This is a genomic window from Micromonospora sp. I033 (assembly GCF_053890995.1).
Genome location: NZ_JBSSLX010000016.1, coordinates 29110 through 49560 on the forward strand (window position 1 = coordinate 29110; position 20451 = coordinate 49560).

Genomic DNA, 20451 nt, shown 5'->3' on the forward strand with positions numbered 1-20451 from the left:
GGGAGCCGACCCGGAAAGCAGAAGGCCCCGGCGTATGCCAGGGCCCACTCGACCGGTCGGCACGATCACAGGATCGCGCATCCGGGACCGGGACGTGCCCGGAACCGGGAGACCGGGACCCGGCCACCTACGGGGGCGACTCGGGTGGGAGCAGGCGCTCCGCTTCAGGACCGCCCGCAGGGCAGTCTGGTCGACTCCGCAACATTACACCCTCGCCCCGGCCCGCCCCAAACCGGGCGACGCCGGGCGCGGTCAGCGCGGGGTGGCCGGGTCGGCCAGCGCGGCCAGGTGGGCCTGGTGCAGGCGGCGCAGGGCGCGGACCGCCTCGACGGCGCGCTCCTTGTCGGCGGCCTGGAGGGCGACCATCGGCAGCAGGTCGTCGTCGTGCAGCTCCAGGCTGGCCCACGGGGCGCCCCGGTCGAACCGGACCCCGCGGATCACCTCCCAGGGCAGCTCGTACGAGCTGATCACGTTGCGGACCCGGACACCCCGGGCGTCGGCGACCACCCGGGGGCGGGTGAAGAGCAGGAAGCCGAGGGCGCCGAAGACGCCCAGCCCCACCATGGCGAGCTGGTCGCCGCGCTGGAACGAGCCGTAGCCGTCGCCGGTCGCGCCGGTCAGCGAGGTCGCCACCAGGCTGAACACCACCAGCAGCGTGACGGCCGACGCCCAGCAGACCACCCGGACCCGCCGCGGCCGCACGGTCACCACCGAATCGTTCACGTCACCAGTCTGCCATCCGGCTCGCGCTCCGGTTCCGCCGCCACACGGCGCGGTGCGCGCCGCCCCCGGCCGGCCACCAGCACCGCCACCCCGGTGAGCACCGCCCCCGCCAGCACGGGCAGGCGCACCCCGGGACCGCCGGGCACCGCCACGTCCAGCAGCAGGGCCCCGCCGAGCTGCCCGGCCACCAGCGCCAGGCCGGTGCGCAGCACCCCGGCGGCGCGGACGCCGACCAGCAGGGAGAGCACGATCCCGACGCCGAACAGGCCGCCGACGTAGAGCCACCACTGGCTGGGCCAGGTGGGGTGATCGGCGAGCGCGCCGGCCAGCGCCGCCACCGCGCCGATCGCCGACGTGCTGACCGCGAAGTTCACCGCCAGCCCGGCGGCCGGGCCGACCGACGCGGCCACCCGCCCGTTCAGCGCGGACTGCAGCGCCACGGCCAGGCCGCCGGCGACCGAGAGCAGCACCAGCCCGACCGCCAGGTCGCCGACCGGCCGGCCGAGCTGGGCCAGGGTCACCGCGACGATCCCGAGCAGCGCCCCGACCACCCGGGGGCCGGTGAGCCGGAGCCGGCCCGTCGCGGCCAGCCCCGCCCGGTCGACGGCCAGCCCGCCGAGGCTGCCCCCGGCCACCTGCGCGATCGTGAAGATCGCCACCCCGAGCGCCGGCACGACGAACGGGCCGATGACCACGATCGCGGCCCCGCCCAGGCCACCCAGGTAGGCCCACCAGGGCAGGCCGGAGCCGCGCAGGCCGGCCAGCCCGGCGCGCATCGACCGGACGGCCACCAGCCCGAGCAGCACGATCAGGCAGCCACCGAGGTTGTTGACCACCGCGCCGAGGAGGGGATCGCCGGCCCGCTCCCCCAGCTCGGCGTTGACCACGCCCTGCGCGGCCGAGGCCACCCCGCCCAGGACGACCACGGCCAGGGCGGCCGGGGCCGGCAGCGGCCTCACAGCCGGCAGGCGTGGATGTTGGTGACGAGGATGGCCCGGGCACCCAGCTCGTACAGCTCGTCCATGATCCGGTGCACGTCGTCGCGCAGCACCATGGCCTGCACGGCCACCCAGCCCTCCCGGTGCAGCGGGGAGACCGTCGGCGACTCGATGCCCGGGGTGAGCGAGCTGGCCCGGTCCAGCAGGCCGGCCGGCACGTCGTAGGCGAGCATCACGTAGCGCCGGGCGACCAGCACGCCGTGCAGCCGGCGCAGCAGCTGCTCCTGCTGGGCACAGCCGCTGGCGCCGGCCCGGCGGACCAGCACCGCCGACGAGCGCAGCAGCGGCTCGCCGAAGACCACCAGGCCGGCCTGGCGCAGGGTGGCGCCGGTCTCCACCACGTCGGCGACCACGTCGGCCACGCCGAGCCGGATGGCGTTCTCCACCGCGCCGTCCAGCCGGATCACCTCGGCCTTGACGTCCAGCTCGGCCAGGTGCCGCTCGACCAGCCCGGGGTACGCGGTGGCGATCCGGTGCCCGCCGAGCTGCTGGACCGAGTCCACGTCGTCGGGGCGGGCGGCGAACCGGAAGGTGGCCCGGCCGAAGCCGAGGTCGACGATCTCCTCGGCCGGCGCGCCGGAGTCGACCAGCAGGTCCCGCCCGGTGATGCCGACGTCCAGGTCACCGGAGCCGACGTAGGTGGCGATGTCCTTGGGGCGCAGGTAGAAGAACTCGATGTCGTTGGGCTCGTCCCGGCAGACCAGGTCCTTCGGGTCGGTGCGCTGGCGGTAGCCCGCCTCGCGCAGCATCCCGGCGGCCGACTCGGCCAGGGCGCCCTTGTTGGGTACGGCGACACGCAGCATGGGAGTGCTCCTTCGATCGATCAGGTGATCAGCGGACGGGCACTCACAGATGTCGGTAGACGTCCTTCAGTTCGAGACCGGTGGCCAGCATCAGCACCTGGGCCTGGTAGAGCAGCTGGGAGATCTCCTCCGCGGCCCGCTCGGGACCCTCGTGCTCGGCCGCCATCCACGACTCGGCCGCCTCCTCGACGACCTTCTTGCCGATGAAGTGCACCCCCCGCTCGAGCGCGGCGACCGTGCCCGAGCCCGGGGTGCCGGCGGCGGCCTTGGCCTGCAGCTCGGCGAACAACTCCTCGAACGTCTTCACGGGAGGCGATTCTTCCAGCCGCGCCCGGTGACGGCTCCGCCCGGGTCCGGCGCGGCGGGAGGTCGACCACATTCTGGACGCACCCGCCGGCGCGCGCCCCGGGTCACCGGAGCACGGGCTCACCCGGCGGCCCGGGACGAGGCCCGGGCACCGGGGCCCGGACGGCGCGCGGCCGGATCAGGCGAAGCCGACGCGGCGGCCGTTGGTGGCGTCCAGGCCGTGGATGGCCAGCGCGGCGTCCAGCGCCGCCACGGTGGCCGCCCAGCCCTTGTCCTCCGAGGAGCCGGGCAGCCCGGCCCGGTCCCGGGCCTGCTCGATGGTGTCCACGGTGAGCACGCCGTGGGCCACCGGCTTGCCCTCGTCCAGCGCCACCCGGGTCAGCCCCTCGGTGACCGACTGGCAGACGTAGTCGAAGTGCGCGGTGGCACCCCGCACCACCACGCCGAGGGCGACCACCACGTCGTACCGGCGGGCCATCGCCTGGGCCACCACGGGCAGCTCGACCGAGCCGGCCACCCGGGCCACCACGGACCGCGCGCCGCACGCCTCGGCCGCGGCCACCGCCCGCTCGACCATGTGGTCGGTGAGGTCGCCGTGCCAGCGCGCGGCCACGATGCCGACGGTCAGCCCGCCGGCGTCCACCGCGGTCACGCCCGGTTCGCCGAAACCCGCCATGTCTATGCTCCGATCTCGTCGCCGGCGACCGGGCGGCCCATCGGCGCCTCGGTCACCTCGTCCAGCCCCTCCAGGAGGTGGCCCATCCGGTCCCGCTTGGTCCGCAGGTAGCGCACGTTCTCCGGGTTGGACCGCACGGGCAGTCCTTCCCGGCCGCTCACCGTGAGGCCGTACCCCTCCAGGCCGGCCCGCTTCGCGGGGTTGTTGGTCAGCAGCCGCATCGAGCGGACGCCGAGGTCGTAGAGGATCTGCGCGCCGGTGCCGTAGTCCCGCGCGTCGGCCGGCAGCCCCAGGTCGAGGTTCGCGTCCACGGTGTCCCGGCCCTGGTCCTGGAGCTGGTACGCCTGGAGCTTGTGCAGCAGGCCGATGCCCCGCCCCTCGTGCCCGCGCACGTAGAGCACCACGCCGCGGCCCTCCTGGGCCACCCGGGCCAGCGCGGCCTGCAACTGCGGGCCGCAGTCGCAGCGCAGCGAGCCGAAGACGTCACCGGTGAGGCACTCGGAGTGCACCCGGACCAGCACGTCCTTCCCGTCGCCGAGGTCGCCCATGACCAGCGCCACGTGCTCGGCCGGGTCGTGCTCGGCGCGGTAGCCGAGCGCCCGGAACACCCCGTACGGGGTGGGCATCCGCGCCTCGGCGACCTGCTCGACCTGCTTCTCGGTGCGCCGCCGGTAGGCGATCAGGTCGGCGATGGTGACCAGCGTCAGCCCGTGCTCGGCGCAGAACTTCTCCAGGTCGGGCAGGCGCATCATGGTGCCGTCGTCGTTGACCAGCTCGCACAGCACCCCGGCCGGGCGCAGCCCCGCCAGCCGGGTCAGGTCCACGGCCGCCTCGGTGTGCCCGGGCCGGCGCAGCACCCCGCCCTGGCGGGCGCGCAGCGGCACCACGTGCCCGGGGCGGGCCAGGTCGGTCGGGTCGGTCGACGGGGCGGCGAGCAGCCGGATGGTGTGCGACCGGTCGGCGGCGGAGATGCCGGTGCTGATCCCCTCCCGGGCGTCCACGGTCACCGTGTAGGCGGTGCCCCGCCGGTCCTGGTTGGTGTGGTGCATGGGCGGCAGGTCCAGCCGGTCGCACTCGCTGTCGGTGAGCGGCACGCAGATGTAGCCCGACGTGTAGCGGACCATGAACGCGACCAGCTCCGGGGTGGCCAGCTCGGCCGCGAAGATCAGGTCGCCCTCGTTCTCCCGGTCCTCGTCGTCGACCACCACGACGGGCCGGCCGGCGGCGATGTCCGCCACCGCCTGCTCGATGCTCCCGAAAGTGCTCATGCCACGGCCTCCGAGTACGTCGGCGGGATCGGGGTGCGGGCGGGCGGGGTCGCCCGGGAGGTGCGCCACCAGGCGTACAGGCCGGCGGCGCAGAACCCGCCGTAGACCAGGTACATGGCGGCCGACGGGTAGAAGCCGCCCTGGAGCAGCAGCGGCACGCCGACCGCGTCGACGGCGATCCAGATCAGCCAGAACTCCACCCAGCCGCGGGCCATGCCGTAGGTGGCGAGCAGGCTGCCGACCAGGATCCAGGCGTCCGGCAGCGGCCCCCACGAGCCCAGCGCGGCCAGCACCGGGTACGCGGCCGCGGTGCCGAGCAGCGCGGCGGCGAGCAGGCCCAGCCGCTCCCGCCAGGTGGCCCAGCGCGGGACCACGGCCGGCTGCTCCCCGCCGCCGGAGCGGCGGTTGCGCGACCAGCGCCACCAGCCGTAGACGCTGACCGCGAAGAAGAAGACCTGCCGGCCCGCCTGGCCGTAGAGGTCGTGCGCCTGCGGCGTGGCGAACACCCCGCCGAGGAAGACGGTGAACAGCAGCGCGTTGCCGATCATGCCGACCGGCCAGGCCCAGACCAGCCGGCGCAGCCCGAGCAGCGCCGAGGCGAGCCCGAAGACGTTGCCGACGATCTCCCGGACCAGCACCGGCGAGCCGGCCACGTGCACCTGGGCGTCGAGCAGCCAGCCGAGCGGGCCCATCAGCGGGCACCTCCCGCCGCGCGGTCGCCGAGCAGCCGCTCGACGTACTTGGCCAGCACGTCCACCTCGAGGTTGACCGGGTCGCCGACGCCCTTGGCGCCGAGGGTGGTGAGCTTGAGGGTGGTGGGGATCAGCCCGACCGAGAACCAGTCGTCGCCGACCCCGGCGACGGTCAGCGAGATGCCGTCGACGGTGATCGAGCCCTTCTCCACGACGTAGCGGGACAGGCCGGCGGGCAGCCGGAACCGGACCGTCTCCCACTGCGCGGCCGGCTCCCGGCTCAGCAGCTCGCCGACCCCGTCGACGTGCCCCTGCACGAGGTGGCCGCCGAGGCGGCTGTTCAGCGCGGCGGCCCGCTCCAGATTGACCGGGTCGCCGGGGCGCAGCGCGCCCAGCGCGCTGCGGCGCAGCGTCTCCCCCATCACGTCGGCGGTGAAGACGCCGCCGTCGACGTCGACCACGGTGAGGCAGACCCCGTTGACCGCGATGGAGTCGCCGTGCCGGGCGTCCGAGGTGACCAGCGGGCCGCGGACCGCGACCAGCGCCGAGTCACCCCCGGTGTCGGCGGTCCGGACGATCTCGCCCAGTTCCTCGACGATGCCGGTGAACATGTCAGGCCTCCCTCTTCCGGGGCAGCGCGGTGATCCGCAGGTCGGGGCCGACCTGCGTAACGTCGGTGAGCTCCAGGTCGATGGCGTCGGCGATGGTGGTCACGCCGGCGTCCAGCAGCGCGGTCGGGCCGGCGCCGAGCAGCTTCGGCGCCACGTACCCGACGATCTTGTCGACCAGGCCGGCGGCGAGGAACGCGCCGGCCAGGGTGGGGCCGCCCTCCAGCAGCGCGGCCCGCACGCCGCGGTGGTGCAGCTCCGCCAGCAGCGCCGCGAGGTCGACCCGGCCGTCGGGGCCGGCCCCGACCTCCGCGGCGGTGGCCACCCAGGTCCGGGCGGCGCCGTCGCGGACCCGGGCCTCGGCCGGGGTACGCCCCGAGCTGTCCACCACCACGCGCAGCGGCTGCCGGATGGCCAGGGTGCCGTCGCGCAGGTTGCGGGCGGTGAGCCGGGGGTCGTCGGCGAGCACGGTGCCCACCCCGGCGATCACCGCGTCGACGGTGCCGCGCAGGGCGTGCACGTCGATCCGGGCCGCCTCCGAGGTGATCCACATGCTGGTGCCGTCGGCCGCGGCGGAACGCCCGTCGAGGGTGGCCGCGTACTTCCAGATCAGGTACGGCCAGCCGCGGCGCATCGAGGTGAGCCAGGCGATGTTGCCGGCCTCGGCCTCCTCGGCGCGTACCCCCAGCTCGACCTGGACGCCGGCGGCGCGCAGGGTGGCCGCGCCGCCCGAGGCGACCGGGTTGGGGTCCGGGACGGCGACCACCACGCGGGCGACGCCGGCCGCGATGAGCGCGTGGCTGCAGGGGCCGGTGCGGCCGGTGTGGTCGCACGGCTCCAGGGTGACCACCGCGGTGCCGCCGCGGGCCCGAGTGCCGGCCTGGGCCAGCGCGACGATCTCGGCGTGCGGGCCGCCCGCGTACGCGTGGAAGCCCTCGCCGACGACCTCGCCGTCGGCGTCCAGCAGGACGCAGCCGACCACCGGGTTGGGGCTCGTGGTGCCGAGGCCGCGGGCGGCCAGCGCGATCGCACGACGCATCGCCTCGTCCACGGAGACGCTCGCCATCGCCGGCCCGCCCTCTCGCTCGTCGGTCGACGCGCGGGCGGGTCAGGGAGCGTGCGGCACGGGTGCCGCGGACACGCGGCGGCGGAGATCCGGGGACGGCGGAGCCGACCCCGGGGAGCCCACGGACGGCTGAGGGTGCTCAGCGCCCAGCAGGGCTCTCCCCGTCCCGCGCGCTGTCTCCCATCCGGACTGTCTGGGGGCGGACGAGCCGCACCCCAACCGTCGGCCCCGGATTCTCACCAGGTCCACCGTCCGGCCGAAGCCGTCCGGGTCGCGGGCTTACCACGGTCGGACCGTGGATCACCGCCGGTTCGGAATTTCACCGAGCCCCGCCAGCGCGTGGTGGGTACACGGGAAGTCTTACACGTCGGGCGGGGGGTCGTGCCACAGAGGCGAGCTACCTCACAGCGCGGACCGGATCGTCACGTCACGCCCCGGCGCCGGTCGACCGCGACGTACGACCCGGGTTGGCTCTTGGCGACCGTTTTCATCTCGGAGGCCACGGCGATCGCTTCGAGGGGGTCGGTGAAGCGTTTGCCGGAGTCGGAGAGGGAGACGCCGATGGAGAGGGTGACCAGGGCGGCCCGGCGGATGTTGCCCCGCCGGTCCTTCAGCTCGACGAAGCCGCGCTCCCGGTCGGTGGGGTCGTAGAGGGCGTCGGCGGCCTTCTCGAAGTCGACCACGGCCCGGCTGGTCAGCGGCCGGACCTGCGACGGGGTGCAGACGATGACGAAGTCGTCGCCGCCGACGTGGCCGAGGAAGGCCGGCGGCAGCCCGATCGAGACCACCGCCCGGTGCAGGCTGCGGGCCAGCGCCGAGATGAACTCGTCGCCGCGGACGAAGCCGTACCGGTCGTTGACGCTCTTGAACCGGTCGATGTCGATGTAGCCGACGGCGTAGTCGACCCCGCTGCGCACCCGGTCGCTGATCTCCCGCCGGATCCGGCTGTTGCCCGGGAGCCCGGTCAGCGGGGAGACCTCCCGGAACTCCTTGTTGCGGCGCAGCGTGGAGCTGACCCGGGCGACCAGTTCGGCGGTGTCGAAGGGCTTGACCAGGTAGTCGTCCGCGCCGGCGCTCAGGCCGTTGACCTTGTCGGAGGTCATCCCCTTGGCGGTCAGCATGATCACCGGCAGGGCCGAGGTCATCGGATCGGCGCGCAGCCGGCGGGTCAGCTCCAGGCCGTCGATCCGCGGCATCATGAGGTCGACCACGGCCAGGTCCGGCCGGTGCCGCTCGATGACCTCCAGGGCCTCCTGGCCGTCGCCGGCGTGCAGCACCTCGAAACCGTGCAGCCGCAGGTTGAACTCGACGAAGCGGGCGATGTCCTCGTCGTCGTCGACGACCAGGATGACGTCGAGTCGGTCGCCGGCCGGATCCATCTCAGGCCCCGGTCGTCGCGCGTTCCGCCAGGCCGCGCAGCCGGCGGACCGCCTCGGCCGGGTCGTCGGCGCCGTAGACCGCGGTGCCGGCCACGAAGGCGTCGGCGCCCGCCGCGGCGGCCTGTTCGATGGTGTCCGCGGCGATCCCGCCGTCCACCTCGATGCGCAGCTCCAGGTGGCCGCTGGCGGCGTGCCGCCGGGCGGCGCGCACCTTGTCCAGCAGCTGGGGGATGAACCGCTGACCGCCGAAGCCGGCCTTGATCGTCATGATCAGCAGCGTGTCGAAGCTCGGCAGCAGCTCCAGGTACGGCTCGATCGGGGTGTCCCGGTCGATCGCCAGCCCCGCCTTCGCCCCGGCCGAGCGCAGGTCCTTGGCCAGCGCCACCGGGTCGTCGCACGCCTCGGCGTGGAACGTGACGTTGTACGCCCCGGCGTCGGCGTAGCCGGGTGCCCAGCGGCGCGGATCCTCGATCATGAGGTGCACGTCGAAGGGCAGCTCGGTCGCCGCGCGCAGGCTCTGCACCACCGGCAGCCCGATGGTCAGGTTCGGCACGAAGTGGTTGTCCATGACGTCCACGTGCAACCAGTCGGCGGCGTGCTCGACGGCGCGGACCTCGTCGGCGAGGCGGGCGAAGTCGGCGGCCAGGATGCTGGGCGCGACGATCAGCGGCGGTACGGTCACAGGGGCCAGTGTACGAACGCGGTCACCCGCCCCGGGCAGCGCGGCACCGTCGGGGACTCGCTGTGACCCGGGCGTGACCGGCGGTGCAGAATCGGCCCGTCCGGCGCGGATAATCGACACGAAAAGCCATCCGCGACTGGCCGATCGCTCGAAACAGGGCGAAACTCCTACAGGGACGGTCACGTATGCTGCACGCCCGGGTCGCGGGGAACGCCGCACGGGCCGCGGCGACCGGCGATCATCTCCCGGGAAGGGCGGACGATGCGACGGTGGCTCCTGGCGCTGGCGCTGGCCGGCACGGCGACGCTGGCCCTGACCGGCTGTCTGCCACCGCAGCGGGCCGACGGGGACCTCGTCGACGACTGGGCCGCGCTGCCGGCGCCGCGCCTGTTCATCCCCGCCACCGACGCCTGCCTGCCCCGGCTCACCGCCGTGGTGCAGGCCGCCACCTACGAGACGGTGGACTGCGCGGGGAGCCACCTGGCCGAGGCGGTGCACGTCGGCACCTTCACCGGTGCGGCGGCGCAGGGCGCCCGGCCGGAGCCGGGCTCGCCCGCGCTGCGGACCGCCCGCGCCGAGTGTGACCAGCGGGCCCGGGAGGTGATCGGCGGGGACTGGCACTCCGCCCGGCTCACCCTGAACATCGCGCTGCCCCCGGTCACCGCCTGGGTGGCCGGGGCCCGCTGGTTCCGCTGCGACCTGGCCGAGACCGACAGCATCGACAACACCCGGCCGGTCAACCGGGTGGGCAGCCTGCGCGGCGCCATGGTGGGCGACAGCCCCCTGGTGCACCGCTGTTTCGACCCCAAGCTGATCGGCGAGAACCTGAACTACATGGCCCCGGTGCTCTGCACCGAACCGCACCGCGCCGAGTTCGTCGGCGTCTTCGAGGAGCGGGACATGAGCTGGCCGGACTTCACCCGGTCCGCCCCGCAGGTGCACCGCCGCTGCATGGCACTGATCGCCGCTTTCGCCGCGGTACCGAACAACGCCGAACTGCCGTACCGGGCCGGTTCGATCTTCTACCCGCCGTCGCAGCGGGAGTGGGAGGAGGGCGACCGGGGTGTGCGCTGTTTCCTGTGGAGCGACGACCGGAAGCTGACCCGGTCGATGCGCGGGGCCGGCCCGGAGGGACTACCCGTCATCTGAGCCCCGGTGCCGTATGCTGCACCGCCGAGGCGTACCCGGCGCTCCGCGCGGGTCGGGCGGCCACGGACGACGGGGAGGTCGGTCGCGATGCGGCGATGGTGGGCGGCGGTCGCCGTGGGCGTGACGGCGGCGTTGGCACTCGGCGGCTGCGCGCCGGCCGGCGTCGACCGGGACCTGGCCGACGACTGGCCCGCCCTCGGCGCCCCGGTGGCCTTCGTGCCCCAGGCCGGCGCCTGCCACCCCACCATCCAGGACGTCGGCTACCTCAGCGGCTACAACCCCGTCGACTGCGCCGCCACGCACCGCGCCGAGACGCTGCACGTGGGCACCCTGACCGGCCCGGACGCCGGGCGCGGCGCTCCCCCGCGGGCCGGGTCGGCCGGCACCCGGACCGCGCAGGCCGAGTGCACCAAGCAGGTCAACAAGGCGGTCGGCGCCGACTGGCGCTCCGGGCGGCTGCGGCTGTCGGTGGTCTTCCCGTCGGCCCTGGCCTGGACCGGCGGGGCCCGCTGGTTCCGCTGCGACGTCTCCGAGGTGGCCAGCCTGGACGACGGCAGCGTCACCGCCCGCAGCGGCAGCCTGCGCAACGCCTTGAAGGCCGGCTCACCGCTGGCGCTGGGCTGCTTCAATCCGAAGCTCGTCAAGGACCGCGTGGCGGAGATGCGGCCGGTCGCCTGCACCGCCAAGCACCACGCCGAGTTCGTCGGGGTCTACCACTTCCCCGACATCAGCTACACCGAGTTCGTGCGCACCTCGCTGCGGGCGCACAAGGGCTGCCGCGGCCTGATCGCCAAGTACGTCAAGGTGCCGAACAACGGCGACATGGTCTACCGGGCCGGCACGATCATCTACCACCCCTACAAGGAGGAGTGGCAGAACGGCGACCGCGGCGTGCAGTGCTTCCTCTGGCTGTCGGACCGGACGCTGACCCGCTCGCTCAAGGGCGGCGGCAGCCGGGCGCTACCGGTCACCTGAGCGGGAGCGGGGTGGGCCCCTTCGCCCACCCCGCCCGGATCGCTCAGCCGACCTGGAGCGTGACGTCGTCGATGACGAAGCTGGTCTGGAGCGAGGAGTCCTCCACCCCGGTCCACTTCAGCGTGACGGTCTGCCCGGCGTACGCGGCCAGGTTGAAGCTGCGCTGCGCGTAACCGGATGCGGCGTTGAGGTTGGAGTAGCTGGCCAGGGTGGCCGTGCCGACCTGCACGGTCAGCCGGTCGTAGGCGGTGCTCGTGGTGGTCTCGGCGGTGTCGATGTGCAGCCAGAACGACAGGGTGTAGCTGGCGCACCCGGCCGGGATGCTCACCGACTGCGACAGCGTGTCGGTGTGGGTGCTGCCGTAGCCGTCCAGCCAGGCCTTGTAGGAGCCCGTCCGGGCGGCCTGGCTCGACGAGTTCGTGATGACGCCCGAGGTGGCCGTCCACGGCGTGCTGCCGGATTCGAAGCTGCTGTTGCCGATGAGCTGGCCGCCGGCGCAGCCGCCGGTGCCCGTCACCGTGACGGTGTAGGCGGCGGTGCGGGTGACCGAGCCGGTGCCAGTCACCGTGATGGTGAACGTGCCGGTCGTGGCCGTCGCGGAGGCGCTGACGGTCATGGTGGCCGAGCCGCCCGAGGTGACCGAGGAGGGGCTGAAGCTCACCGTCACCCCGCTCGGGGCGCCGGTGGCCGACAGGTTCACGGTCTGGGCGCTGCCGCTGGTGGTGGCGGTGCTGACGGTAGCGGTGGTGGAGCCGCCCCGGGCGACGCTGCCGGAGGTCGGGCTCACCGCGACGGAGAAGTCGTTGGTCGGGGTGCCGCCGCCGACCGCGAGCTGCCAGATCGCGTAGGCCACACCGTCGGCGCTGCGGTTGAGGACCGTCGCGCTGATGTTGCTGGTGGTGTCGCAGGAGCGGTGGTAGCAGGGGTCATACGCGGAGTTCGCGGTGCCGCCCCACTTGGCGGCCTGGGCGCTGGTCTTGCGCGCGCTGGCGCCGGCCGCGTAGCCGGAGGTGGGGATGCCGGCCTGCTGGAAGGAGTAGTCGTCGGAGCGGCCCTGGCCCTCGACGTTCTCCTCGGGCTGGAGGTTGAGCGAGTCCCAGTACGCCTTCAGCGGCGCCGCGGTGGTCGAGGTGAGCCGGTTGATGAAGTAGCCGCCGTTGGTCGAGCCGACCATGTCGAAGTTGTAGTAGCCCTTGATGTAGCCGCGCTGCGTGGCGCTGAGCTGGTTGACGTAGAACTCCGAGCCGTTGAGGCCCTGCTCCTCGTCGGTCCACCAGGCGAACCGGACCCGCTTGGTCATGGTCGGGTTCTGCTGTGCCAGGACCAGCGCGTTCTCCAGCAGGGTGGCCGAGCCGGAGCCGTTGTCGTTGACGCCCGGGCCGGCGGAGACGCTGTCGAGGTGCGCCCCGAACATGACGACCTGGTCGGCCGGGCCCTGCGGCCACTCCGCGATCAGGTTGTTCGAGCGGTAGGTGCAGGTCGTGCAGACCTGCTCGGAGACCGTGTAGCCGGCGGCCTGGAGCTTGGCCTTGACGTAGCTGACCGAGGCGGTGTAGCCCGCCGAGCCGGCCCGCCGGTTGCCGCCGTTGCTGGTGGCGATGCTGTTGAACTGGGTGAGGTGGGCCTGGACGTTGGTCACCGAGATGTCCGGCGCGGCGGCGGCGAGCGCGGGGGCGGCACCGGCCGGTGCGGGGGCGGCCAGGCTCGCCGTGACGGCGGCGAAGAGGGCGAGCGCGAGGCCCGCGGTCGGCGTTCTGCGTCTCATGGAGACTCCTCGTGGGGGTCGGCGGGACGTGCTGGCGGGGTGGCGCGACCCGTGGGCCCCGGTGGGGACCTCGGCGTCGGCGGACCGGTGATCGGAACAGTTACATGTATCGATGTGCGAGTCAACGGTGATGTCACATGACACAAAGCGGGACCGGCGTCGCCGGTCCCGCTTTTGGGTTCACCTGTGGACATTCGACCCGTCGGCCGGGTCCGCGCTCAGCCCCTGCGCAGCACCGCCAGGAACATCGCGTCGGTGCCGTGCCGCTGCGGCCACAGCTGGACGGTCGGGCCGTCCCCCAGCCCGGGCATGCCGGCGGGCAGCAGCGGCCGGGCGTCGACGAAGTCGACCGGGAAGCCGCACCGGCGGGACGCCTCGGTCACCGTCACGTGCGTCTCCACGGTGTGCGGCGAACAGGTCACGTACGCGACCAGGCCGCCCGGCCGGACCGCGCGCAGCGCGGCGGTGAGCAGCTCCCGCTGCAACCGGGTCAGCGGCGGCAGGTCCGACGGCTGGCGGCGCCAGCGGGACTCCGGCCGGCGACGCAGCGAGCCGAGGCCGGTGCACGGGGCGTCGACCAGCACCCGGTCGAAGTGCCCCTCCGGCAGCTTCGGATCCGCGCCCACCGTGCGCCCGTCGGTGTTCAGCACGGCGACCGGCAGGCCGCGGGTGGCCTGTTCGACCAGCCGGGCCCGGTGCTCGGCGACCTCGACCGCGGTGAGCCGGGCGCCGCGCTCCGCGGCGAGCGCGCCGAGCAGGCCGGCCTTGCCGCCGGGGCCGGCGCACAGGTCGAGCCAGCGGCCGTCCGGGCCGTCCAGCGGCGCCACCGCGAGGGCGTTCGCCACCAGCTGGGAGCCCTCGTCCTGGACGTGCGCCCGTCCCTCGGTCACCGCCGCCAGCTCGCCCGGCGCACCTCCGGAGAGGTAGACGGCGTACGGCGAGAACGCGCCGGGCGCCCCGCCGACCTCGTCGGCCAGCGCCACCGGGTCGGCCAGCCCCGGCCGGGCGCACAGGTGCACCGGCGGGCGCTCGTTGTCCTCGATGAGCAGGCGGGCGGTCTCGCGCAGGTCGCCGCCGAGCGCCTCGGCGAAGGCCCGGACGATCCACTGCGGATGGCTGTACGCGAGCGCGAGGTGGCCGATCGGGTCGGTCTCCTCCGACGGGGCGAGCTTCGCCACCCAGCCGTCCACGTCCCGGCTCGCCACCTCGCGGAGCACCGCGTTGGCGAAACCGGTGGCCCCGGGCCCGACGGTCCGGACCAGGTCCACGGTGGATGACACCGCCGCGTGCGCCGGCACCCGGGTGTGCAGGAGCTGGTACGTCCCGAGGCGCAGCGCGTCCCGCACCGGCGGGTCGATCCGCTGCACGTCCCGGCCGGCCGCGTCGGTGATGATCGCGTCCAGCGTGCCGGTGTGGCGCAGCGTGCCGTAGGTCAGCTCGGTGGCGAAGGCGGCGTCCCGGCCGGTCAGCCCCTCGTCGCGGAGCATCGCCGGCAGCACCAGGTTGGCGTACGCGTCGTCCCGGTGCACCGCCGCGATCGCCTGGTAGGCGACGTGCCGGGGCAGGTCCACGGCCGGGCGGGCCGGGCGGCGGGCGCCGCCGCGCCGGTCGGCGCCGAAGCGTCCCTCCCGCGGCGGGCCGTCGCCCCGGCGCCCGGGACGCTCGCCGCGCTCCGGCCGGCCGCGGTCCCAGGGCCGCTCGCCACCGGTGGACCGCCCGGCGTCGCCGGAGCGGCCACTGCGCGGACCGTCGGCGGAGAAGCGCTCGCCCCGGGGCTCGGACGGCCCGGTCACGCGAGCACCTCGCCGGCGGCGACCCGGGCGCCGCGCGCCCAGTCGCCGGCCGACATGGCCTTCTTGCCGGCCGCGCGCACCTCGCCGAGCTGCACCGGGACGGTGCCCGTGCCGGCCAGCACCCGGACCTTCTCCACCAGCAGCTCGCCGGGCTTCAGCTCCGGGCCGTTGGCCACCGGGGTGACCGGGCCGAGCTTGACCCGGTCGCCGCGGAAGGTTGTCCACGGGCCGGGGGCCGGGGTGCACGCGCGGATCCGGCGGTCCACCGCGAAGGCCGGGTCGGCCCAGCGGACCCGGGCGTCCTCGACGGTCAGCTTCGGGGCGAGGGAGACGCCGTCGGCCGGCTGCGGCTCCGCCCGGGCGGTGCCGGCCGCCAGCGCGTCGAGCACGGCGACCAGCAGCCCGGCGCCGGAGTGGGCGAGCCGCTCCAGCAGGTCGCCGGAGGTGTCGGCGGGGCGGATCTCGTCGGTGACGGTGCCGTAGACCGGGCCGGTGTCCAGCCCCTCCTCCAACTGGAAGACGCTGGCCCCGGTCAGCTCGTCGCCGTGCAGCACGGCGTGCTGCACGGGCGCCGCGCCGCGCCAGGCGGGCAGCAGGGAGAAGTGCAGGTTGATCCAGCCCAGCCGGGGGATCTCCAGCGCCGCCGGCGGCACCAGCGCGCCGTAGGCGACCACCGGCACGCAGTCCGGGGCCAGCTCGCGGAGCCGGTCGAGGAACTCAGGCTCGCGCGGCCGGGCCGGGGTGAGCACCTCGACGCCGTGCGCGTCGGCCCAGGCGCCGACCGGGGAGCGGACCAGGCCCCGGCCGCGGCCGGCGGGCGCGTCGGGGCGGGTGACCACGGCGACCAGCTCGTGGCCGGAGGCGGCGATCGCGTCCAGCGCGGGCACGGCGACGGCCGGCGTGCCGGCGAAGACCAGGCGCATCCGGGTCACCGCCCCAGGCCGAACGGGTTCCCGGCGGCGTGCGGGCTGAGCTTGACGGTCGGCGGGGCGGCCTCGTCGTACCACTCGGCCTGGCGGATCGCCTTCATGGCCTCCTTGCGGCCGGCCGGGTCGAGCCGGTCGACGAAGAGCACCCCGTCGAGGTGGTCGGTCTCGTGCTGCACGCAGCGCGCCATCAGGCCGGTGCCGACGATCTGCAGCGGGTCGCCGTAGCCGTTGAAGCCCTTGGCGATGACGTTCTGCCGCCGCTTGGTGTCGAAGTAGAGCCCGGGGATGGACAGGCAACCCTCCGGGCCGTCCTGCTCCTCCTCGTCCGGGAACTCGAGCACCGGGTTGACCAGGTGACCGAGGACATCGTCCACGTCGAAGGTGAACACCCGCAGGCCCACCCCGAGCTGCGGCGCGGCCAGGCCGGCGCCGTTCTGCTCGCGCATCGTGTCGGTCAGGTCGGCGATCAGCTTGCGCAGCTCGGCGTCGAAGTCGACGACCGGGTCGGCCGGCGTGCGCAGCACCGGATCGCCGAACAGACGGATGGGCTGGACGGTCACGCGGAGTGGCTCCTTGTCTGGGACGAGTGGTGCCGTACCAGTCTACGGAGTCGATCCGGTGGCCCCGGCCGGCGTACCGCGATCGGTGACCCGGGCCGCCCCGTCACCGACGGTGACCGGCAGGGTGGCGTAGCCGCGCAGGGTGAGCCGGGCCCGCCGCTGCGGCGTGCCGGCGAGGGCGAGCTCGGGCAGCCGGCGCAGCAGCAGCGGGAACGCCACCTGCGCCTCCAGCCGGGCCAGGCCGGCACCGAGGCAGTAGTGCGGGCCGGCCCCGAAGGACAGCGGGTGGATCTGCGGGCGCCAGGGGTCGAAGCGCGCCGGCTCCGGGTAGCGGCGGGGATCCCGGTTCGCCGCGCCGAGCATCACGATGATCCAGCTCTCCGCGGGCAGGTCGACGTCGCCGTGCCGGGACGGGGCGGTGCTCATCCGGGAGGTGAGCTGCACCGGTGAGTCGTACCGCAGCAGCTCGTCGACGTAGGCGGGCGCGAACTCGGGGTTGCCGCGCAGCGCCGCCGCCTCGCGGGGGTGGTCGAGGAGCACCACCAGGCCGTTGCCCAGCAGGTTGGTCGTGGTCTCGAAGCCGGCCACCAGCAGCACGATCAGGTTGGCCAGCAGCTCGTCGCCCGAGAGGCGATCGCCGTCCGTGTCGTGGGCCTGCACCAAAGCGGTGGTCAGGTCGTCGGCCGGGGACCGGCGGCGGGCCGCGACCAGCTCGGTGAAGTAGTCGCGCAGCTCCCCCGCACCCCGATCGGCCACGGCCAGCTCCTCGGGGGTGATCTCGGGCTCCAGCACGCCGGTCAGGTCGGTGGCCCAGCGCCGGAACAGCGGCCGGTCGGCCGCCGGCACGCCGAGCAGCGCGCAGATCACCGCCACCGGCAGCGGGTACGCGAACTCGGCCATGAAGTCGACCGGCGCGCCGTCCCGGCCGCGGGCCAGCATCCCGTCGACCAGCACGTCGGCCTGTGCCTCGACCACGTCGTGCATGGCGGCGATCCGGCGCGGGGTGAAGGCGCCGGCCGCCAGCCGCCGCATCCGGCTGTGGTCGGGCGGGTTGGTGCGCAGCATCGACCGGGAGATCGACAGGACCGCCGGGCTCTCCCGCCAGCCGGGCAGGAACTGGTCGCGCAGGCGGTCGTCCATCACCCCGAACCGGGCGTCGCGGAGCATCGCGTCGGCCTCGGCGTGGCCGGTCACCAGGTAGAAGACCGGACCGGCCTGGACCACCGGGCCGTGCGCACGCAGCCGTTCGTACGTCGGGTACGGGTCGACCCGTCCCGACGGTGACATGAGCAGCGCGAGGGCGTCGGCAGGGTCCACGGTCGGCCTCCCCAGGCATCGGAGGCCTTCATCATGCTCCGGTCCGCCCGATCGGGCGATCCCCCCGGGCGGCCGGCTCAGGCGCCGGTGCCCGGCTCCCCGGCCAGCACCGCGTCCCCGCCCAGCAGGGCGTGCTCGGGCAGCGGCAGCTGGAGGCCGTGCGCGGCCTCCCAGTCGTGGATCAGGCTGGGTCGGGCCTGGGCGGCGAAGAAGTCGACCGCGCTCAGCCCGCCGACCACCGGCTCGTCGACCTCGGCGACCAGGCGGGCGGGGACCAGCGGGAAGCCGCTCTGCAGGGCGGCGCTGAGCCGGCGGTGGCCGTCGACCACGAAGAAGTACTCACCGGTGTAGCCGATGGTCAGCGGCTCCAGGGCCTCGTCGCCGGACCCGGCCACCTCGCCCACGAACTCCGAGTCCCACAGCCCGCGCAGGGTGGCGATGTCCTCGGTCGGGTAGACCCGGGCCGGGTCGAGCAGCAGCAGCGGCTGGCCGTCACGGAGCACGTCCGCGCCGAGCCGCCCCTCGTAGACGTCGATGACGTGCTGGATCACCTGCTCCGGGGTGGCCCGGGTGGTGTCGCAGATCAGGTCGTAGTTGCGCAGCCGGGCCTTGTCGACGCCGTAACGCACGATGAACCGGCCGCGCTCGCTCTCGCTGCGCTCGCGGAGCTTGGCCTTCGCCTCCTCCATGGAGGTGTAGCTCTCCGCCGGGCCGGACGGGCGGGCCAGCACCCGCCGGGCCGCCTCGGTCGGCTCGGTGATCATGTGCACCTTGAGCGCGTCGGTGAAGAAGTGCCAGGCCAGCCGGGAGTCCATCACCAGGCTCTCGCCGGAGGCGGCGATGTCCCGCTGGAGCTGGTCGACGTAGCCGTCGACGGCCTGGTCCAGCTCGGCGTGCAGGTTGAGCTGGAGGGCGGTCATCTGCCGCTCCTGGGCCATCTGGCGGTAGAGGTCGCCGACGCTGACCCGGCGCAGCCCCAGCCGCTTGGCGATCTCGACGGAAACGGTGCTCTTGCCGCTGCCGAGATCACCGTTGAAGACGATCGACTGACGAACGGTCACGACTGGTCCACCCCTGATCACCGGCTGATTGACATCATCGAATCCGCGTCGGCTCGACGCACTTCCGTTGCGCCGCGCCGCGCCCGGGAGCCGTCGTGCGCCTGGGCATGACGGGCGATGCTATCACGCGTCTTCCACCCATTTGCCGCACGAGGGGTGCGACAAACCCCAGCTCACGACCGTACGCGACGGCCCGGGCGCGCCCCGTCACGGGCGCCGGACGGGCTCAGAACAGGCTGAGCGGGTCGATCTGGAGCCGCACCGGGTCGGCCGCCTTGCGGGCGCTGCGCTGCCCGGCGGCCGCGTGCAGCGCCCCGGCCAGGGCGGCGGCCCGGGCCCGGGGCACCCGGACCAGCATCCGCTCCCGCCCCTCGTCGGCCGGCACCGGGCCGAGCACCTCCGCGCCGTCGGGCAGCCGGGTGCCGGCCAGCAGGTCCGCCACCGCGTCGGCCACACCGGTGACGCTGGCCATCCGCACCGCCGGCGGGAAGCCCAGCTCGCGGCGCTCGGCCAGCTCCCGGGTGGCGAACCAGGCGGAGTCCCAGCGCAGCAGCGCCTGCACCGGCGCGAGGGCGCCGTCGGCGACCACCACCACCCGGCCGCCGGCCGGCCCGGGCTGGGCCAGCGCGGCGGCGGCCAGCCAGCGGCGCAGCGCCTCCTCCCCGGCCCGCAGGTCGGCCCGGGTGAGCAGGGCCCACGAGTCCAGCAGCAGCACCGCCCCGTAGCCGTCCTCGGCGACCGGCTCCGCGCCGGGAGTGGCGATCACCAGGCCGGCGCCGGCCGGCACGGTGGCGAGCACCTCCTCCCGCCCGGAGGTGCGCACCGGCACCCCGGGAAACGCCCGGCCCAGCTCCTCGGCGGTCCGCCGGGCGCCGGTGACCGAGGCGCGCAGCCGCCGGCCGCCGCACTCCGGGCAGGCGTACGCGGCGGCGACCCGGCCGCACCAGCGGCAGGCGGGCACCCCCTCGGCCGACGGCAGGCCCAGCGGCCCGGCGCAGTGCGGGCAGCGGGCCGGGGCCCGGCAGTCGGCGCAGGCCACCGAGGGCAGGTAGCCGCGCCGGGGCACCTGCACCAGCACCGGCAGGTCCGCGCGGAGCGCGTCGCGGGCGGTGGTCCAGGCCAGGCTGGGCAGCCGGGCGGAGGCGGCCCCGGGGTCGCGGGCCAGGTGCGGGTCGTCCCCGGTCGGCGCGATCGCCGGCATCCGGGCCCGCACGGTCGCCCGGTCGGCGACCACCTCGCGGGCCCAGCCGGTCTCCACCAGCAACTGGGCCTCGGCGGTGCGGGCGTACCCGCCGACCAGGGCGGCGGCCCCGCCGAGCTGGGCCCGGGTGAGCAGCACCTCGCGGGCGTGCGGGTAGGGCGCCCGGGGCTCGGCGTGCAGGTCGTCGCCGTCGTCCCAGACCGCGACGAGGCCGAGCCGCTCGACCGGGGCGAACATGGCCGCCCGGGTGCCGATCACCACGGGCACGTCGCCGCGGCGGGCCGCGAGGAAGGCGCGGTAGCGGCGGGCCGGTCCGGCCGCGGCGGAGAGGCAGGCGTGCCGCCCGGGCCCGAGGACGGCGGTCAGGGCGGCGTCCAGGCGGTCCAGGTCCCGGGCGTCGGCCACCACGACCACGGCACCCCGGCCGCCGGCCACGGTCGCGGCGACGGCGTCGGCGTACCGGTCGGCCCAGTCCTCGCCGGGCAGCGCGGACCAGACGG

At 75.0% G+C, this 20451-nt stretch carries 20 protein-coding genes and 1 riboswitch; of the genes, 2 read left to right on the forward strand and 18 right to left on the reverse strand.

Features of this window, described 5'->3' with window-relative positions; genetic code table 11:
* Positions 1 to 252: 252 nt before the first annotated feature.
* From ACW0Q9_RS05025 to rpe, 11 genes are all read right to left on the reverse strand, one after another.
* On the reverse strand, positions 253 to 723 hold the full coding sequence (locus tag ACW0Q9_RS05025) for a PH domain-containing protein (protein ID WP_456178752.1): 471 nt from the start codon (positions 721 to 723) through the stop codon (positions 253 to 255).
* Positions 720 to 1682, reverse strand: coding sequence for a DMT family transporter (locus ACW0Q9_RS05030; RefSeq protein ID WP_456178753.1), 963 nt, complete (start codon positions 1680 to 1682; stop codon positions 720 to 722). Before ACW0Q9_RS05030 ends, ACW0Q9_RS05025 begins: the two co-directional genes overlap by 4 nt.
* Positions 1679 to 2524, reverse strand: a complete 846-nt coding sequence (gene hisG / locus ACW0Q9_RS05035; protein WP_456178754.1) for an ATP phosphoribosyltransferase — start codon at positions 2522 to 2524, stop codon at positions 1679 to 1681. Before hisG ends, ACW0Q9_RS05030 begins: the two co-directional genes overlap by 4 nt.
* Before the next feature lie 43 nt (positions 2525 to 2567).
* Entirely contained in the window at positions 2568 to 2831 is a 264-nt protein-coding gene (locus ACW0Q9_RS05040; RefSeq protein ID WP_456178755.1) for a phosphoribosyl-ATP diphosphatase, read from the reverse strand.
* 177 nt (positions 2832 to 3008) lie between these two features.
* Complete coding sequence (ribH, locus tag ACW0Q9_RS05045; RefSeq protein ID WP_456178756.1) at positions 3009 to 3506, reverse strand: 6,7-dimethyl-8-ribityllumazine synthase; 498 nt, start codon at positions 3504 to 3506, stop codon at positions 3009 to 3011.
* Positions 3507 to 3508: 2 nt separating this feature from the next.
* On the reverse strand, positions 3509 to 4774 hold the full coding sequence (locus ACW0Q9_RS05050) for a bifunctional 3,4-dihydroxy-2-butanone-4-phosphate synthase/GTP cyclohydrolase II (protein WP_456178757.1): 1266 nt from the start codon (positions 4772 to 4774) through the stop codon (positions 3509 to 3511).
* Entirely contained in the window at positions 4771 to 5466 is a 696-nt protein-coding gene (pnuC, locus tag ACW0Q9_RS05055; RefSeq protein WP_456178758.1) for a nicotinamide riboside transporter PnuC, read from the reverse strand. The genes ACW0Q9_RS05050 and pnuC overlap by 4 nt, the downstream gene beginning before the upstream one ends.
* Positions 5466 to 6077 (reverse strand): riboflavin synthase, encoded by a 612-nt coding sequence (locus tag ACW0Q9_RS05060; protein WP_456178759.1) that lies wholly within the window; start codon positions 6075 to 6077, stop codon positions 5466 to 5468. The genes pnuC and ACW0Q9_RS05060 overlap by 1 nt, the downstream gene beginning before the upstream one ends.
* A gap of 1 nt (position 6078) precedes the next feature.
* A complete protein-coding gene (gene ribD, locus ACW0Q9_RS05065; protein ID WP_456178760.1) occupies positions 6079 to 7140 on the reverse strand; it encodes a bifunctional diaminohydroxyphosphoribosylaminopyrimidine deaminase/5-amino-6-(5-phosphoribosylamino)uracil reductase RibD in 1062 nt (353 codons plus the stop codon).
* A gap of 168 nt (positions 7141 to 7308) precedes the next feature.
* Positions 7309 to 7481: riboswitch (FMN riboswitch) on the reverse strand.
* 81 nt (positions 7482 to 7562) lie between these two features.
* Positions 7563 to 8519 carry a GGDEF domain-containing response regulator gene (locus ACW0Q9_RS05070; protein ID WP_456178761.1) on the reverse strand — a complete coding sequence of 319 codons (957 nt, stop codon included), beginning with the start codon at positions 8517 to 8519 and terminating at the stop codon, positions 7563 to 7565.
* Position 8520: 1 nt separating this feature from the next.
* Entirely contained in the window at positions 8521 to 9201 is a 681-nt protein-coding gene (gene rpe / locus ACW0Q9_RS05075) for a ribulose-phosphate 3-epimerase (protein ID WP_456178762.1), read from the reverse strand.
* Positions 9202 to 9462: 261 nt separating this feature from the next.
* Here rpe and ACW0Q9_RS05080 point away from each other — a divergent pair, with 261 nt between their 5' ends.
* Complete coding sequence (locus tag ACW0Q9_RS05080) at positions 9463 to 10350, forward strand: septum formation family protein (protein ID WP_456178763.1); 888 nt, start codon at positions 9463 to 9465, stop codon at positions 10348 to 10350.
* 87 nt (positions 10351 to 10437) lie between these two features.
* Positions 10438 to 11325, forward strand: coding sequence for a septum formation family protein (locus tag ACW0Q9_RS05085; protein WP_456178764.1), 888 nt, complete (start codon positions 10438 to 10440; stop codon positions 11323 to 11325).
* A gap of 43 nt (positions 11326 to 11368) precedes the next feature.
* Here ACW0Q9_RS05085 and ACW0Q9_RS05090 read toward each other — a convergent pair whose 3' ends face one another.
* The 7 genes from ACW0Q9_RS05090 to ACW0Q9_RS05120 form a co-directional block, all read right to left on the reverse strand.
* Entirely contained in the window at positions 11369 to 13090 is a 1722-nt protein-coding gene (locus tag ACW0Q9_RS05090; RefSeq protein ID WP_456178765.1) for a M28 family peptidase, read from the reverse strand.
* 218 nt (positions 13091 to 13308) lie between these two features.
* Entirely contained in the window at positions 13309 to 14883 is a 1575-nt protein-coding gene (locus tag ACW0Q9_RS05095; RefSeq protein ID WP_456178766.1) for an RsmB/NOP family class I SAM-dependent RNA methyltransferase, read from the reverse strand.
* A complete protein-coding gene (gene fmt / locus ACW0Q9_RS05100; RefSeq protein WP_456178771.1) occupies positions 14880 to 15806 on the reverse strand; it encodes a methionyl-tRNA formyltransferase in 927 nt (308 codons plus the stop codon). The genes ACW0Q9_RS05095 and fmt overlap by 4 nt, the downstream gene beginning before the upstream one ends.
* Before the next feature lie 5 nt (positions 15807 to 15811).
* Complete coding sequence (gene def / locus ACW0Q9_RS05105; RefSeq protein ID WP_189198354.1) at positions 15812 to 16372, reverse strand: peptide deformylase; 561 nt, start codon at positions 16370 to 16372, stop codon at positions 15812 to 15814.
* Between the two features lie 42 nt (positions 16373 to 16414).
* Positions 16415 to 17659, reverse strand: coding sequence for a cytochrome P450 (locus ACW0Q9_RS05110; RefSeq protein WP_456178772.1), 1245 nt, complete (start codon positions 17657 to 17659; stop codon positions 16415 to 16417).
* 107 nt (positions 17660 to 17766) lie between these two features.
* Positions 17767 to 18750, reverse strand: coding sequence for an AAA family ATPase (locus ACW0Q9_RS05115; protein WP_456178767.1), 984 nt, complete (start codon positions 18748 to 18750; stop codon positions 17767 to 17769).
* A gap of 226 nt (positions 18751 to 18976) precedes the next feature.
* Positions 18977 to 20451 (reverse strand): primosome assembly protein PriA (locus ACW0Q9_RS05120; protein ID WP_456178768.1); only part of this gene is annotated, 1475 nt, incomplete at its 5' end.

What these genes read in the sequence shown, in the direction of transcription:
- ACW0Q9_RS05050 (WP_456178757.1), bottom strand. Translation starts at nt 4,774, where the DNA reads ATGAGCACTTTCGGGAGCATCGAGCAGGCGGTGGCGGACATCGCCGCC.
- fmt (WP_456178771.1), bottom strand. Translation starts at nt 15,806, where the DNA reads ATGCGCCTGGTCTTCGCCGGCACGCCGGCCGTCGCCGTGCCCGCGCTG.
- ACW0Q9_RS05060 (WP_456178759.1), bottom strand. Translation starts at nt 6,077, where the DNA reads ATGTTCACCGGCATCGTCGAGGAACTGGGCGAGATCGTCCGGACCGCC.
- ACW0Q9_RS05110 (WP_456178772.1), bottom strand. Translation starts at nt 17,659, where the DNA reads ATGTCACCGTCGGGACGGGTCGACCCGTACCCGACGTACGAACGGCTG.
- ACW0Q9_RS05090 (WP_456178765.1), bottom strand. Translation starts at nt 13,090, where the DNA reads ATGAGACGCAGAACGCCGACCGCGGGCCTCGCGCTCGCCCTCTTCGCC.
- ACW0Q9_RS05080 (WP_456178763.1), top strand. Translation starts at nt 9,463, where the DNA reads ATGCGACGGTGGCTCCTGGCGCTGGCGCTGGCCGGCACGGCGACGCTG.
- ACW0Q9_RS05070 (WP_456178761.1), bottom strand. Translation starts at nt 8,519, where the DNA reads ATGGATCCGGCCGGCGACCGACTCGACGTCATCCTGGTCGTCGACGAC.
- ribH (WP_456178756.1), bottom strand. Translation starts at nt 3,506, where the DNA reads ATGGCGGGTTTCGGCGAACCGGGCGTGACCGCGGTGGACGCCGGCGGG.
- hisG (WP_456178754.1), bottom strand. Translation starts at nt 2,524, where the DNA reads ATGCTGCGTGTCGCCGTACCCAACAAGGGCGCCCTGGCCGAGTCGGCC.
- ribD (WP_456178760.1), bottom strand. Translation starts at nt 7,140, where the DNA reads ATGGCGAGCGTCTCCGTGGACGAGGCGATGCGTCGTGCGATCGCGCTG.
- pnuC (WP_456178758.1), bottom strand. Translation starts at nt 5,466, where the DNA reads ATGGGCCCGCTCGGCTGGCTGCTCGACGCCCAGGTGCACGTGGCCGGC.
- ACW0Q9_RS05085 (WP_456178764.1), top strand. Translation starts at nt 10,438, where the DNA reads ATGCGGCGATGGTGGGCGGCGGTCGCCGTGGGCGTGACGGCGGCGTTG.